The 14,875-nt window shown below is 41.4% G+C and carries 15 protein-coding genes and 1 other annotated feature; of the genes, 4 read left to right on the top strand and 11 right to left on the bottom strand.

Translation table 11 applies throughout. From position 1 onward, the window contains the following. Positions 1-3: 3 nt before the first annotated feature. The 11 genes from btuC to HGO23_RS08930 form a co-directional block, all read right to left on the bottom strand. On the bottom strand, positions 4-1,023 hold the full coding sequence (btuC, locus tag HGO23_RS08980; RefSeq protein WP_099134661.1) for a vitamin B12 ABC transporter permease BtuC: 1,020 nt from the start codon (positions 1,021-1,023) through the stop codon (positions 4-6). 65 nt (positions 1,024-1,088) lie between these two features. After that, positions 1,089-1,385 carry an integration host factor subunit alpha gene (gene ihfA, locus HGO23_RS08975; RefSeq protein WP_099134662.1) on the bottom strand — a complete coding sequence of 99 codons (297 nt, stop codon included), beginning with the start codon at positions 1,383-1,385 and terminating at the stop codon, positions 1,089-1,091. 4 nt (positions 1,386-1,389) lie between these two features. Next, complete coding sequence (pheT, locus tag HGO23_RS08970) at positions 1,390-3,777, bottom strand: phenylalanine--tRNA ligase subunit beta (RefSeq protein ID WP_209028597.1); 2,388 nt, start codon at positions 3,775-3,777, stop codon at positions 1,390-1,392. A 14-nt stretch (positions 3,778-3,791) separates the two neighbouring features. Further along, positions 3,792-4,775, bottom strand: coding sequence for a phenylalanine--tRNA ligase subunit alpha (gene pheS, locus HGO23_RS08965; protein ID WP_099134664.1), 984 nt, complete (start codon positions 4,773-4,775; stop codon positions 3,792-3,794). A 90-nt stretch (positions 4,776-4,865) separates the two neighbouring features. Then, positions 4,866-4,990, bottom strand: a sequence feature (Phe leader region). Positions 4,991-5,110: 120 nt separating this feature from the next. Beyond that, the gene (gene rplT / locus HGO23_RS08960; RefSeq protein WP_010847342.1) at positions 5,111-5,467 is read right to left on the bottom strand and encodes a 50S ribosomal protein L20; all 357 of its coding nucleotides are present in this window, start codon (positions 5,465-5,467) and stop codon (positions 5,111-5,113) included. A 42-nt stretch (positions 5,468-5,509) separates the two neighbouring features. Beyond that, positions 5,510-5,707 carry a 50S ribosomal protein L35 gene (rpmI, locus tag HGO23_RS08955; RefSeq protein ID WP_006118955.1) on the bottom strand — a complete coding sequence of 66 codons (198 nt, stop codon included), beginning with the start codon at positions 5,705-5,707 and terminating at the stop codon, positions 5,510-5,512. A gap of 93 nt (positions 5,708-5,800) precedes the next feature. After that, positions 5,801-6,340 (bottom strand): translation initiation factor IF-3, encoded by a 540-nt coding sequence (gene infC, locus HGO23_RS08950; protein ID WP_099134665.1) that lies wholly within the window; start codon positions 6,338-6,340, stop codon positions 5,801-5,803. Between the two features lie 3 nt (positions 6,341-6,343). Then, positions 6,344-8,272, bottom strand: coding sequence for a threonine--tRNA ligase (thrS, locus tag HGO23_RS08945; protein ID WP_209028596.1), 1,929 nt, complete (start codon positions 8,270-8,272; stop codon positions 6,344-6,346). 304 nt (positions 8,273-8,576) lie between these two features. Then, the gene (locus HGO23_RS08940; protein WP_209028595.1) at positions 8,577-9,215 is read right to left on the bottom strand and encodes a hypothetical protein; all 639 of its coding nucleotides are present in this window, start codon (positions 9,213-9,215) and stop codon (positions 8,577-8,579) included. 170 nt (positions 9,216-9,385) lie between these two features. Continuing rightward, positions 9,386-9,895, bottom strand: a complete 510-nt coding sequence (locus tag HGO23_RS08935; protein WP_099134668.1) for a cupin domain-containing protein — start codon at positions 9,893-9,895, stop codon at positions 9,386-9,388. Positions 9,896-10,295: 400 nt separating this feature from the next. Beyond that, positions 10,296-10,970, bottom strand: coding sequence for a transglycosylase SLT domain-containing protein (locus HGO23_RS08930; protein ID WP_244589842.1), 675 nt, complete (start codon positions 10,968-10,970; stop codon positions 10,296-10,298). A 293-nt stretch (positions 10,971-11,263) separates the two neighbouring features. Here HGO23_RS08930 and HGO23_RS08925 point away from each other — a divergent pair, with 293 nt between their 5' ends. From HGO23_RS08925 to HGO23_RS08910, 4 genes are read left to right on the top strand one after another with little or no spacing between them, the layout of a single operon-like run. After that, a complete protein-coding gene (locus tag HGO23_RS08925; protein WP_099134669.1) occupies positions 11,264-12,178 on the top strand; it encodes a metal ABC transporter substrate-binding protein in 915 nt (304 codons plus the stop codon). Then, a complete protein-coding gene (locus HGO23_RS08920; RefSeq protein ID WP_099134670.1) occupies positions 12,175-13,074 on the top strand; it encodes a manganese/iron ABC transporter ATP-binding protein in 900 nt (299 codons plus the stop codon). Before HGO23_RS08925 ends, HGO23_RS08920 begins: the two co-directional genes overlap by 4 nt. Further along, positions 13,071-13,946, top strand: a complete 876-nt coding sequence (locus tag HGO23_RS08915) for a metal ABC transporter permease (protein ID WP_099134671.1) — start codon at positions 13,071-13,073, stop codon at positions 13,944-13,946. Before HGO23_RS08920 ends, HGO23_RS08915 begins: the two co-directional genes overlap by 4 nt. Next, positions 13,943-14,818 carry a metal ABC transporter permease gene (locus HGO23_RS08910; protein WP_099134672.1) on the top strand — a complete coding sequence of 292 codons (876 nt, stop codon included), beginning with the start codon at positions 13,943-13,945 and terminating at the stop codon, positions 14,816-14,818. Before HGO23_RS08915 ends, HGO23_RS08910 begins: the two co-directional genes overlap by 4 nt. Positions 14,819-14,875: the final 57 nt, after the last annotated feature.

Below are 14,875 nucleotides of genomic sequence, written 5' to 3'. Positions count from 1 at the left end.
TAGCTATGTCCGAGGTGTTTTTAATAACAGCCAGATAAAAATGGGAGCTCCTAATGTTACTGTGACAACACCGATCGGTATTTCAGCATGGGATAAAGATAAACGAGAAATTAAATCTGCCAATAACAAGCAACTCCCTCCCGCCAATGTGCAGGTTGGTAGTAAAGTCTTATGATCCGTAAGACCAATCAACCTCAGAATATGGGGAAGCACCAAACCGATAAAACTGATCGCTCCGGCAAGGGCAACACTTAAACCAACCAATAATCCCACAGCCGATACAAATAAATTACGCCATTTATTATGAGATATTCCCAATTGTTGCGCCTGCAATTCCCCCAGGGAAAGATAATTAAGTATCTTCCCGGTTCTACTTAACCAGAAAATAACAGGGATCAATACGATCACTTGCCATATTTGCCGCCAATCAATACCGCTAAAACTACCCATCATCCAGTACATTAATTGGCGCAAGTCAAGACTGGTGCTGAAATAAACCATCCATGTCATCATGGCTCCGAATACAACACCGAAAGCAACGCCAATTAATAATAAACGTGCATTAGTCACCCAATGCCTTTTAGAGAAAGCCAATAAAATCGTGGTCATAAGTAATGCTCCTAAAACTGCACCGATACTTAATATCCACAATGGAGCAATACCATGAAAAACAAGGATCAGAAAAACAACCACCACTCCCGCGCCATTACTAATTCCCAATAGTCCGGGTTCAGCCAATGGATTCTCAAATAGTGCCTGCATAACTGCACCAGACGCCGCCAAACTTGCACCAACGGCAAACACCGCCAGTGCTCTGGGTAATCTTAATTGCCAAACAAAAAGCCGTGCAGGATCAGACAACCATTGATCGGGCCAGAACCATATTTCCCCTGCGCACAGTGATAAAATAAACAACACAATTGACAAGGCGGATAAGAGTACCATCATCCGATAATCACGTTTTTTCTGGCGTGTGATCAGCTCAGAGATAGAAAGTGTCGATAAAGAGTATGTAGGTAACATGGAGAGTGAAATTATTCAGAATGGAAAATAAGAAAAAGACCGCTTAATAGCGGTCTTTTTATGCATTATTCTTTTGGTAAAACTCTTTCTACCCGACTTTTCAACTTCTGCCCCGGACGAAAAGTGACAACTCGGCGAGCAGTAATTGGAATATCCTCACCAGTCTTCGGGTTACGACCTGGACGTTGATTTTTATCTCTCAAATCAAAGTTGCCAAATCCAGATAATTTAACCTGCTCCCCATTCTCCAAAGAACGACGCACTTCTTCAAAGAACATTTCCACTAGATCTTTAGCGTCACGTTTGCTAATACCCAGTTTTTCAAACAGATTTTCTGACATTTCAGCTTTAGTAAGCGCCATAAGTTCAGTCCCTCAAGGATGCTTGGAATCGCTGTTCTAATGCAGCAACGCATTTGTTAACGGTCGCAGCAATCTCTTCTTCTTCCAGTGTACGCGAGGTATCCTGCAAGATTAAGCTAATAGCAAGGCTTTTATAGCCTTCCGCAACACCTTTACCACAATACACGTCAAATAAGTTTATGCCAACTATATGATTTATGCCAACTTTCTTACATTCAACCAGAATATCTTCTGCGGCTACATTTTCAGGCACAACTATCGCGATATCACGGCGATTGGATGGGAAGCGAGAAACTTCCTTCATTTCAGGAATTATGCGGTCCGCAAGATTGGCCCACAACAATTCGAATATCACGGTGCGGCCATTCAAGTCAAGTTTACGTTCCAGCTCTGGATGAACAACCCCAATATAACCAATATAATTATTTCCCAGATAAATCCCAGCACTTTGTCCGGGATGCAAAGCAGGATGTTCTTCTGCTTTAAAGGAAATCTCGGATAGTTTACCCGTCAGTTCTAAAACGGATTCTAAATCACCTTTCAGATCAAAAAAGTCAACTGCTTGTTTTTCAATCAACCAGTGTTCATCAAAACAATTTCCGGCGATTACACCGCCAAGCATCAATTCCTGCCGAATCCCATATTCTGCGCTTTCATCAGGCACAAAACGTAGACCTGTTTCAAATAATCGAACTCTATTCTGTTGACGATTCTGATTATACACAACAGTAGTCAATAATCCTGTCAACAAAGACAGACGCATTGCAGACATATCAGCTGAAATTGGATTTGGCAGGAGCAACGCTTCTTGCTGTGGGTGCAAATATTGCTGGATCTTAGGATCAACAAAGCTATAGGTAATAGCTTCTTGATAACCTTTATCCACCAGCATGGTTTTCACACGTTTCAGGGATAAGTCCGCTTCACGATGTGAAGTCATCACCAGATCAGCACATATGGGTACATCAGGGATATTGTTATAACCATAAATACGAGCAACTTCTTCAACCAGATCTTCTTCAATCTGCATATCGAAACGCCAGCTTGGTGCAACTGCTTCCCAGCAATCATTATGCTTTGTTACCTGGCAACCTAAACGTGTCAGAATATCTGTTACTTGTTCATCAGCAATATGATGACCAACCAAACGATCCAATTTGCGGCGAGTCAGAATGATAGTTGCTGGCTTCGGCAGATGAGATTCACTGGTAACATCGATGATCTCGCCAGCTTCCCCGCCACAAATAGCAATCAATAACTGAGTCGCATATTCCATCGCTTTGTATTGAAGCTGTGGATCAACACCTCGTTCAAAACGATGAGAAGCATCTGTATGCAAACCATAACGACGGGCACGACCTGTAATTACTAGTGGTGCAAAGAAAGCAGATTCCAGCAGAATATGCTGGGTTTCAGCATTAACACCAGAATATTCGCCGCCAAAAATTCCTGCGATTGCAAGTGGTTGCTTTTCATCGGCAATGATGAGAGTATCAGCAGAAAGTTCCGCGTGATTACCATCTAGCAGTGTTAATTTTTCACCCTGCTCTGCCATGCGCACAATAATTGAGCCGCTGAGACGTTCTAAATCGAATGCGTGCAATGGTTGACCCAATTCAAGCAACACATAATTGGTCACATCAACAGCAGGATCAATAGAACGAATACCACCACGACGCAGCTTTTCACGCATCCATAATGGTGTCACTGCCTTAATATTAACATTCTTGATAACGCGTCCGAGGTAACGTGGGCAAGCCTCTGGTGCATCAACACGGATAGAGAATGTTGCATCCGTAGATGGTTTAACAGATTCGATCTCTGGCTGAACCATTGACAGTTTATTGATAACCGCAACATCACGTGCAACGCCCTGAATGCTCAAGCAATCAGCGCGGTTAGGTGTAATGCTAATTTCAATCGCATTATCATCCAGTTTCATGTAATCACGTAAATCGGTGCCAATTGGCGCATCCGCAGGCAGTTCAATGATGCCATCCTGATCACTGGTAATTCCCAGTTCGGAGAATGAACAGAGCATACCTTCTGATGGCTCACCACGTAATTTGGCAGCTTTTATTTTGAAATCACCTGGTAGTACAGCGCCAACAGTAGCAACAGCTACACGAAGCCCTTGACGGCAATTCGGCGCACCACAGACAATATCCAACAGGCGATCGCCGCCTACATTGACTTTTGTAACGCGCAATTTATCCGCATTCGGATGCTGAGCACACTCAACAACTTCACCAACAAAAACACCGTGGAATTGACCCGCGACTTTTTCAATACTATCCACTTCCAAACCTGCCATGGTAATTTGATCAGACAATTCTTCACTGCTGATGGCAGGGTTCGCCCACTCGCGTAACCAGAGTTCACTGAATTTCATGAGATATTCCCGCCTTATTTAAACTGTTTAAGGAAGCGCAAATCATTTTCGAAGAAAGCACGCAGATCGGTCACACCGTAACGCAGCATAGTCAAGCGTTCCATTCCCATACCAAAGGCAAAGCCAGAATAAACTTCAGGATCAATACCGACATTACGCAATACGTTCGGATGCACCATGCCACAGCCTAATACTTCCAACCATTTGCCGTTTTTCCCCATCACATCAACTTCTGCGGATGGCTCAGTAAATGGAAAATAAGACGGACGGAAACGAACTTGCATATCTTCTTCAAAAAAGTTGTTCAAAAAATCATGCAGCGTACCTTTCAGATTGGTGAAGCTGATATTTTTATCAACAATCAACCCTTCTATCTGATGAAACATTGGCGAGTGTGTCTGATCATAATCATTCCGGTATACACGGCCAGGAGCAATAATGCGGATCGGTGGCTGACGATCTTTCATTGTGCGGATTTGTACCCCTGAGGTTTGCGTGCGCAACAAACGCGTTGCATCAAACCAGAAAGTATCATGATCAGCACGAGACGGATGATGCAAAGGAATATTCAGGGCATCAAAGTTATGATAGTCATCTTCAATTTCCGGGCCTGACTCAACAGAAAAACCTAGCTCACCAAAGAAAGTTTCGATGCGTTCAATTGTGCGAGTGACAGGATGTAATCCGCCATTTTCCATACGACGGCCAGGCAATGAAACATCAATTTTTTCTACTGCCAAACGAGCATTCAGAACATCCGCTTCCAATTTATCCTTACGTGCATTCAAAGCTTCCTGGACTTCTTGTTTTGCCTGATTAATAACAGCCCCTGCTGCTGGACGTTCCTCGGCAGGCAAGTCACGCAACGATGACATCTGGAGAGTTAAATGGCCTTTTTTTCCCAGGTATTCAACTCGCACCAAATCCAACGCGGCAACATCCTGGGCTTCTTCTACGGCTGCTTTTGCCTTCGCAACCAGCTCAGTAAGATGTGACATCGTTTTCCTCTTCCTTCGGCCAGATGGCCTTTTAGTTGTTATCGACTATGCCTTCATCAATATGTGTATATCTCTTAATGAGGTCATAGAAATAAAAAAGCCTCCACACTGGAGGCTCAAGCGCTGTTTTTCGTTTCTTTTATTACGCGCAAAGCCCCCTGATTTCAGGTGGTAAAGTAAAAAAAGAAACGAAAAAAGGCTAATTTTATCATTTTTATTCTCTCCTATATGCTTCCTAACCCGACTATTTTAGCCTGATTAGCAAACTTGGCTAATACTAAGCATATTTTTGAAAAAAGTAAAAGAGGGAGCGTTGCTCCCTCTTCTAACCTGACTTATGCCAGAGCGCCCTTCGCTTTTTCAACCAGAGCAGCAAATGCTACTTTGTCGAATACAGCGATATCAGCCAGAATCTTACGGTCGATTTCAATCGAAGCCTTTTTCAGGCCGTTGATGAAACGGCTGTAAGACATACCGTTTTGACGTGCAGCAGCGTTGATACGAGCAATCCACAGTTGACGGAATTGACGTTTACGCTGACGACGGTCACGGTAAGCGTACTGACCAGCTTTTATAACAGCCTGGAAAGCAACACGATAAACGCGCGAACGAGCACCGTAGTAACCTTTCGCTTGTTTCAAAATTTTCTTGTGACGTGCACGGGCAATAACACCACGTTTTACGCGAGCCATATACTTCTCCTATCGTCTCTGAGTTCTAATCTAAAAAATTGCTTATGCGTATGGCAAACAAGCAACAACCAGGCCCAGATCACCTTTGGAGACCATGCCTTTTGGACGTAAATGACGTTTACGCTTAGTTGATTTTTTAGTCAGAATGTGACGAAGGTTAGCGTGCTTACGCTTGAAACCGCCACTTGCAGTTTTCTTGAAGCGTTTAGCTGCGCCGCGTACTGTTTTAATCTTTGGCATTTTAATATCCACTTCGCATTGTTAATTACAACGAACTAGTAAGGCGAATAGGCCCCATCCAAACTGGTTAGAACCTATTACTTGTCTGCCTGACTATTTCTTCTTAGGAGCGAGCACCATGATCATCTGGCGGCCTTCGATTTTCGATGGGAAGGATTCGACTACAGCCAGTTCACTCAGATCGCCACGAATGCGGTTAAGCATTTCGATACCAATCTGCTGATGCGCCATTTCACGTCCACGGAAACGCAGAGTGATTTTGGCTTTATCGCCATCTTCCAGAAAACGAACCAGGTTGCGTAGTTTGACCTGATAGTCGCCTTCATCTGTACCAGGACGGAATTTAATTTCCTTGACCTGAATAACCTTTTGTTTCTTTTTCTGTTCTTTGATTGACTTACTCTTCTCATAGAGGAACTTGCCGTAATCCATGATACGACAAACCGGCGGTTCGGCATTTGGGCTGATTTCCACCAAATCAACACCAGCTTCCTCAGCTTTTTCAAGAGCTTCTCTCAGACTGACAATACCAATCTGTTCGCCATCTAACCCAGTTAAACGAACTTCAGAGGCGCGAATCTCTTCATTAATGCGATTTGGGCGCGCCGGTTGAATTCTTTTTCCGCCTTTAATACTTTATTCCTCCAATTGACGAAGATTACGACTGCGTATTTCTGCCAGCAGTTTCTCTGTAAACTCGCTGACATCTATGCTACCTAAATCCTTGCCTCGGCGGGTACGAACGGAAACTTTTCCTGACTCGACCTCTTTATCACCACAGACAAGCATGTAAGGCACTCGACGCAGAGTGTGTTCGCGAATTTTAAAGCCAATCTTCTCGTTTCTCAAGTCTGCTTTTGCACGAATGCCTGCATTTTGAAGTTTTTTAACCAATTCCTGTACATAATCTGACTGACCATCCGTAATATTCATGACAACCACCTGCTGAGGTGCCAGCCATGTTGGGAAGAACCCAGCATATTCTTCTGTCAGGATACCAATGAACCGTTCAAGGGAACCAAGAACAGCACGGTGGATCATTACAGGAACCTTACGTTCATTATTTTCACCGACATATGACGCGCTCAAACGCGCTGGCAGTGAAAAATCTAGCTGCACAGTACCACATTGCCACGCACGATCCAAACAATCATACAAAGTAAATTCAATTTTAGGACCATAAAACGCACCTTCACCAGGCTGGTATTCAAATTCAATACCATTCATTTTCAGTGCTTCTGCGAGATCAGTTTCCGCTTCATCCCACTGTTTTTCAGTACCAATGCGTTTTTCCGGCCGAGTCGATAGCTTAACAACAATCTTCTCAAAACCGAATGTAGCGTATACATCATAAATCATTTTGATGCAGTTACTGACTTCTTGCAGGATCTGCTCTTCCGTACAGAAGATATGAGCATCATCCTGAGTAAAACCGCGAACACGCATCAAACCATGTAACGCACCTGAAGGCTCATTACGATGGCAACTGCCGAACTCAGCCATACGCAGAGGCAGATCACGGTAGGATTTTAACCCTTGGTTGAAAATCTGGACGTGACCAGGGCAATTCATCGGCTTTACGCAGTATTCACGGTTTTCCGATGATGTGGTGAACATGTTCTCTTTATAGTTTTCCCAGTGCCCGGTTTTTTCCCACAGGATGCGGTCCATCATGAATGGGCCTTTGACTTCCTGATATTGGTACTCTTTCAATTTGACACGAACAAAAGTTTCCAGCTCACGGAAAATGGTCCAGCCGTCATTGTGCCAGAATGCCATACCCGGCGCTTCTTCCTGCATATGGTATAAATCAAGCTGCTTACCAATTTTACGATGGTCACGTTTTGCAGCTTCCTCCAGACGCAACAAATAAGCGTTAAGCTGTTTTTTATCCGTCCATGCAGTACCATAAATACGTTGCAACATTTTGTTATCGCTGTTGCCGCGCCAATATGCACCTGCAACTTTCTGCAATTTGAAATGATGACAGAAACGCATGTTAGGTACGTGAGGGCCGCGGCACATATCCACGTATTCTTCATGATGATACAGACCTGGGTGATCATCATGGCTGATATTTTCATCCAAAATCTGGATTTTATACTCTTCACCACGAGCCACAAAAGTATCACGAGCTTCCTGCCAAGTGACGCTTTTCTTGATAACATCATAGTCTTTCTTGGCAAGTTCCAACATGCGTTTCTCAAGCAGCTCAATATCTTCCTGCGTCAAAGAGCGATCCAAATCGATATCATAATAGAAACCGTTGTCAATCACAGGGCCAATTGCCATTTTCGTATTAGGCCACAGCTGCTTGATTGCGTGCCCTAACAAATGAGCGCATGAATGGCGGATGATTTCCAGACCTTCTTCATCTTTACTGGTGATGATAGCAAGAGTGGAATCGGTTTCGATTAACTCACATGCATCCACCAATTCGCCATTAACACGACCAGCAATACACGCTTTTGCCAACCCAGCCCCGATATCGCGAGCAACATCCATCACAGAGACAGCATGCTCAAATTGACGCTGACTACCGTCAGGAAGAGTAATTACAGGCATTTAAAATCCTTATCTACAGTGGTGACCCACACGAAAGATCACTTGTATGAAATATTTTACCTTAAAGTTCAATACGTTAATTACGGGCACTTGCTGCACCATGCAAGTTATGTACATAGTTAAGTACACAAAATTACAAACGACTCATGTACACCGCCTTAACTCGGGAGGGGATGTTATCACCCATATCATTTAGCAACAAATAAAAAGAACAACATAAGTATTGTCATTCTATTAACACAATTCTTTTCGCCAAATAAAGCAGCAAATTTCATTATGATTTCTCAACTTCAACCATTGAACATTAATTATTCAACTTATGTTTAGCTAATTCCGTATTTATTTTCTTTATTCGTCCAGGAGATACACTCAATGTTAAAAAGCAAATGCCTAACAACTCTAAGATGATAACGAGGCATATCATTGCTATAAACTCCCAACTGGAGATATTTTGATTATCGATATATAGTATTTTAAAAACGATGAAAATCATTAAAGCAAAAATAATGATAGATATTAACTTTTCAATCCAATAAGTTATCACATAAGAAGCGTCAATTTTTATCTTTGCAATATCAGCATTTACTATCACATATCTTTTCAATCTTCTAATATCAAATATATAACCTGATTCAATACCGAGAGCAACGAGCTTTATGACCAGATGTCGGAGTTCCTTTGATTTAATCCTGGTTACTTTAAACATAATCTCAGAAGTAATAATGTTTTTGATATATTTTTTATCTTCCTGACTCAGATATTCGTCATATTTTTCAAGATAATCAATATTGTTTGTGATTCTCCTATTTCTCAAGAAATTTAAACTGCTATAGAAATTTTTAAGCATTACCCAAATTCCGCCAAGAAATGCAGTCAAAGCAGACAATATTGATGCTATCGCAGAGTAGTTTCTTATTGACCAATCAAGCAAATCATCAAACATACATTCACCATCATAGTTTAATCAGGTAACTATAGTATGAACGTCATATTCAAAATTTCCTCTTTCATGTTATCTTTTACTGGCAGAATTCATTCTGGTTACATGGAGCTATACCTATGTAAAAAACCACCTGCGTAGCAGATGGTTTAGGAATAACAATGTAACATAATTTATCTATTTTTATCGGGTTTACCATCATGCTCACCAAAGACCTGCTCAGGAGGAAAATCCCATCCCCTACTTATAGTTTTTTGATATTCCAGGTTCAGTGGATACCAAATTTTATGTTCAGGTTTACTTTTCTCTCCTACAACCAGTAACCTGACTTCTGAATCAGTATTATTAATTACTGTATGACAAATTCCTGTACCCGCAGGAAACCCAACCGCATCCCCAGGTTCTAATCGATATAACTTTCCATTAATCCATACATCGGGAGTTCCTTTGAGGACATATACAAACTCTTCTTCATCTTTCTCTGCGTGAGGATAGGACGTTCTGCGACCCGGCAATACACGTTCATGATGAATACCTATTTTCTTTAGTCCCAGAGATTCACCAAGAGCAGAGCCTATAGTGAATATTTCATCGCTATCAGGATATGCCGGCCCCTCTTCCTCTTCATTTTGTGTCCAATGTTGAATAAACTCAGGCCTTCTTTTTTCTTGTTTTAATGACATTGGTTTTCCTAATCAATGATTGTTGATAGTAAGATAATTAAATTATTTTATTCCAATAACTATGTTTAACTAACATAGTCTCTCTTATTTCTAACCCCAATTCTCGGGAATAAATGGCCTCATATAATAATTTAATATACTTATATACTTACTTAGAAATTATTTTGATATGCTTCCATCTCTGTTACTCTACAGAACTCTTGAAGCCCAAAGATATTAATATCTTCGAAGGTAAATCCTCGACATATCGTTAATAACCACATCTGATTATTCTTTATATATGTTAACAGAACACAAGTAATAAACTGCATTTTCTACTTACAGAAAAAATAGAACAAAACTGAAGTTTTCTGTCAATCTCATCAACACAATAAATACTCAAAACATGCCAAAAATCACACTACTCTAAGGCACGATAAACATTCTTCACTTTCCATAAATAACGAGGTGCTTGCGGTGCGGGGTGATTATTCTGAACATATTGATAAAATTCATCCGGAGTCATTCGGTTAATTTTATTAATCGCCAGAGTACGATTGGAATCAAATGTTCTCAGTAATGCCCCTGCACCATTAACATAAGCGACTATTGTCGCATAATATAAAGTTTCAGGATGGATAATCCCTTCCAAATGCTGCTTTTTCAAGATACTGATGTAAGCAGTGCCAAGATCAATGTTAGTTTTAGGATCTTTCAGCTCTCGTATCGTCGGTTGCCCCGATTTTCCTTTCAATCGATAGGCATCCCGCCCTGCTGTAGAGGCCTTAATCTGCATCAATCCAACCGCATTAGATTTACTGATAACTTCTGGACGGAAACCGGATTCCACCTGGATAATTGACTTGATCAAAATTTCATCAACACCATAACGCTTTGCAGCTTGCTCAATAAACCCATCAAATGGCGTTGTTCTGGTTCGACTTGTCAATTTACCAGAACCCAAAACAACATTATTGCCACTGAATATTCCTTTAGGAGATGGATTGTGATTCTTTATTTGATGAGATTCCTGACTGGCACACCCCGTTAACAATATTGCCAGAAAAATATAAGCATGAATAAAATTTAATCTCACGAAAATTCTCCTGAACTAAAATTAACCTTATAAAGCATATATAATTTTATAAATAAAATAAAAATATTTTTATATATCTCATCAAAATAAATTGAAGTAGTTATATTCAATAAACTTCAAAACACTAGACAATGCGCTGTTTTTTTGTTCGCATAGTAATTTCAGGAACAGGAAGAAAATTCAGGAAAACCTGCAAAATTATCATCCATATGACAGTGTCACCTTGACTTTATAAAGATGATACTGATAATCATTATCAAAAATTACAGACATAAAAAATAAGGTTTACACTAATGAACAAAAAACATTCACTCTCTACATTCCCGATACTCAGTATAGCCATTACTCTCTTCTCGATCATTCTATTCAACCAACAGGCTCATGCCGATGAAAAATTCAGGGTCGTTACTACATTTACCATTATTCAAGACATGGCTCAAAATATCGCAGGAGATGCAGCGATTGTAGAGTCAATCACAAAACCCGGTGCAGAAATTCACGATTATCAACCCACCCCAAAAGATATTATCAAAGCAAAGCGAGCAGACCTAATCCTCTGGAATGGCCTGAATCTTGAACGTTGGTTTGAACGCTTTTTCGAAAATATGCAGGATATTCCTGTTGCAGTCATTACCGAAAACATTACACCGCTTCCAATCCGTGAAGGACCTTACAATCAAAATCCCAATCCACATGCCTGGATGTCTCCGAATAATGCGTTAATCTATATTGAAAATATTCGCAAGGCCTTGGTCAAACACGATCCGGCGAATGCAGATACTTACAATCGCAATGCCAAAATCTATGCCGATAAGATAGCCAAACTGGATGCACCACTCAGAGAGCGCCTTTCTCGTATTCCCGAAAATGAGCGTTGGTTAGTAACTAGTGAAGGCGCTTTTAGCTATCTCACACAGGATTATGGTTTCAAAGAAGCCTATTTATGGCCGATTAATGCTGAAGCTCAGGGCACACCACAGCAGGTTCGCCGTGTTATTGATATTATGGTGAAACATAAGATCCCCGTCATCTTCAGTGAAAGTACTGTTTCAGATAAGCCAGCAAAACAAGTCAGTAAAGAGACTGGAGCTCGTTACGGTGGGGTGCTTTATGTTGACTCTCTTTCTACATCAAAAGGCCCGGTGCCGACATATATTGACCTGCTGAATACGACAGTAGACACCATCGCAAAAGGATTTAATCAATGAGAAACACATCGTCACTATTTGAACATCCGCATTTATTGGTTAATAACGCTACTGTTACTTACAACAATGGGCACACTGCAATCTACGATGCCTGTTTTGACATTAAAGGCGGCACAATTTGTGCGTTAGTCGGTATGAACGGTAGTGGAAAATCCACATTGTTTAAAACCATTATGGGATTAGTGACACCTTCTCAAGGAAAAGTGACTCTCAATGCCCAATCCATTAAAACAGCATTAAAACAAAATATCATCGCATACGTTCCACAAACTGAAGATGTTGACTGGAATTTTCCGGTTCTGGTTTCTGATGTTGTGATGATGGGACGCTATGGAAAAATGGGGTTCTTACGCAGACCGAGTAAAATCGACCATCAAATCGTGAACAACTCACTTGAGCGTGTCGGGCTGATTGAACTACGCGACAGGCAAATTGGTGAGCTTTCCGGCGGACAGAAAAAACGTGCATTTCTGGCACGAGCACTCGCTCAAGAAGGAAAGGTTCTGTTACTGGATGAACCTTTTACCGGAGTAGATGTTAAGACAGAAAATGCCATTATCGATTTACTCCGTGATTTACGTGATGAAGGACACTTAATCTTAGTATCAACACATAACCTCGGTAGTGTTCCCGAATTTTGCGACCACGTTATTTTGATTAATCGAACAGTCCTGGCCAGCGGCCCAACTGAAACAACATTCACTCAGAAGAATCTGGAAATGACATTTGACGGTGTCTTACGCCATATCAATCTTTCTGGGCCTGAACTCCATGATGATGATGACCCACGCTCCCTCACTGTCATTACCGATGACGAACGTGCCGCCGTATTTTATGGTCATGACCATCATGTTCCTCCACGACAAAATCAAAAACAGAAGGACGACCAGCCATGATGGAATTGTTGTTACAACCATTTAATTATAACTACATGGTTAAAGCCATGTGGGTGAGTGCTATTGTCGGTGCTGTCTGTGCTTTTTTATCAGCCTATTTGATGTTGAAAGGTTGGTCGTTGATGGGGGATGCTCTCTCCCACTCTGTTGTACCCGGCGTTGCCGGTGCATATGCTCTTGGTTTACCTTATGCCGGAGGCGCTTTCTTTACCGGTATGCTTGCAGCATTATCAATGACACTCGTTCGTCACATCACACGATTACGTGAAGATGCAGTGATCGGTTTTATCTTTTCCACTTTTTTTGCCGCCGGGTTATTAATCGTTTCTTTAAATCCGACTTCTGTCAATGTGCAGACGATTATTCTCGGCAATATTCTGGGTATCGCTGATGAAGATGTTTTACAAGTAGAAATTATTATTGCTGTATCCTTCGTGATCCTGATGCTGCTCTGGAAAGATCTGCTGGTCGTTTTCTTTGATGAAGTCCATGCCCGATCTATCGGGTTATCACCACTACGCCTGAAAATTATTTTCTTCACCTTATTAAGTGCCTGTACTGTTGCTGCTTTACAAACAGTAGGAGCCATTCTGGTTATCGCTATGGTAGTTACTCCCGGAGCAACGGCCTATTTGCTGACAGATCGTTTTAAACACCTACTTATCATTTCAGTTGCTATTGGCACACTAACAAGTTGTGTAGGCGCTTACATCAGCTATTTCCTCAATGGTGCAACCGGCGGTGTGATTGTCACAATACAAACTTTGATTTTCCTATTGGCTTTCTTCTTTGCACCTAAGCATGGCATGTTGGCTTCTCGCAGACGAGCCAGAAAAGAATCCCAGGCATTAACTCAAGGAGGACACCCATGAGTACACTAATTGAACTCATCACGGAACCCTTTCTGCATGATTTCATGCAACGTGCTATTTTGGCGGCTATCGTTGTGGGTACGGTCTGCGCAGTACTATCATGTTATTTAGTGTTAAAGGGCTGGTCATTGATGGGAGATGCCATCTCTCACGCCGTTTTACCGGGTATCGTTCTGGCATTTGTCGCAGGTATACCACTTGCGATCGGTGCTTTCCTGTCAGGAATATTCTGTGCATTCGCCACTGGATATCTGAAAGAACACAGTAGGATTAAAGAAGATACCGTAATGGGTGTTGTGTTTTCTGGTATGTTTGCATTTGGTTTAGTACTTTTTACCCGTATAGATACGGAACAACATCTGACCCATATTCTGTTCGGCAGTATACTCGGAATTACCGAAAATGAATTGATCCAAACATTCTGCATTGCAGGGTTCACGCTGGCAGTTGTACTGCTGAAACGCAAAGATTTCATGCTTTACTGCTTCGACCCCAATCAAGCAAAAGTGGTTGGCCTGCCAGTAAAATTGCTCCACTATGGCTTATTGTCCCTTTTGGCTCTAACCATTGTCGCTTCATTACAGGCCGTCGGTATTATTCTGGTCATTGCTATGCTGATATCCCCCGGCATTATTGCTTTTATTCTCTGCCGGAGTTTTGATCGAATGTTGATTGTTGCCATAATAGCATCTGTTTTATCAAGTGTTTTAGGCACAATAATCAGCTTCCATATCGATGGTGAAACAGGTCCATGTATTGTTATCATTCAGGCTATTTTCTTCACATTTGCCGTTATTTATGACCAAATAAAATTAGCTAGAAAGAAAATGCATAGAAAGTTGACCAAGGACATATTCTCTCCATCATTATGAGTCTTCAATAAAATCAAATTAAAGGGCTATATCTGATTTAGATATAGCCCTGTCAAT

The sequence above is a fragment of the Xenorhabdus budapestensis genome, assembly GCF_017743015.1.
Lineage (GTDB): Bacteria > Pseudomonadota > Gammaproteobacteria > Enterobacterales > Enterobacteriaceae > Xenorhabdus > Xenorhabdus budapestensis.
The sequence above is the reverse complement of the archived record's forward strand: the minus strand, read 5'-3'. Positions and strand labels throughout refer to the sequence as shown.

What these genes read in the sequence shown, in the direction of transcription:
- rpmI (WP_006118955.1), bottom strand. Translation starts at nt 5,707, where the DNA reads ATGCCAAAGATTAAAACAGTACGCGGCGCAGCTAAACGCTTCAAGAAA.
- thrS (WP_209028596.1), bottom strand. Translation starts at nt 8,272, where the DNA reads ATGCCTGTAATTACTCTTCCTGACGGTAGTCAGCGTCAATTTGAGCAT.
- rplT (WP_010847342.1), bottom strand. Translation starts at nt 5,467, where the DNA reads ATGGCTCGCGTAAAACGTGGTGTTATTGCCCGTGCACGTCACAAGAAA.
- HGO23_RS08910 (WP_099134672.1), top strand. Translation starts at nt 13,943, where the DNA reads ATGAGTACACTAATTGAACTCATCACGGAACCCTTTCTGCATGATTTC.
- HGO23_RS08935 (WP_099134668.1), bottom strand. Translation starts at nt 9,895, where the DNA reads ATGTCATTAAAACAAGAAAAAAGAAGGCCTGAGTTTATTCAACATTGG.
- btuC (WP_099134661.1), bottom strand. Translation starts at nt 1,023, where the DNA reads ATGTTACCTACATACTCTTTATCGACACTTTCTATCTCTGAGCTGATC.
- ihfA (WP_099134662.1), bottom strand. Translation starts at nt 1,385, where the DNA reads ATGGCGCTTACTAAAGCTGAAATGTCAGAAAATCTGTTTGAAAAACTG.
- pheT (WP_209028597.1), bottom strand. Translation starts at nt 3,777, where the DNA reads ATGAAATTCAGTGAACTCTGGTTACGCGAGTGGGCGAACCCTGCCATC.
- HGO23_RS08920 (WP_099134670.1), top strand. Translation starts at nt 12,175, where the DNA reads ATGAGAAACACATCGTCACTATTTGAACATCCGCATTTATTGGTTAAT.
- HGO23_RS08940 (WP_209028595.1), bottom strand. Translation starts at nt 9,215, where the DNA reads ATGTTTGATGATTTGCTTGATTGGTCAATAAGAAACTACTCTGCGATA.
- HGO23_RS08915 (WP_099134671.1), top strand. Translation starts at nt 13,071, where the DNA reads ATGATGGAATTGTTGTTACAACCATTTAATTATAACTACATGGTTAAA.
- pheS (WP_099134664.1), bottom strand. Translation starts at nt 4,775, where the DNA reads ATGTCACATCTTACTGAGCTGGTTGCGAAGGCAAAAGCAGCCGTAGAA.
- HGO23_RS08925 (WP_099134669.1), top strand. Translation starts at nt 11,264, where the DNA reads ATGAACAAAAAACATTCACTCTCTACATTCCCGATACTCAGTATAGCC.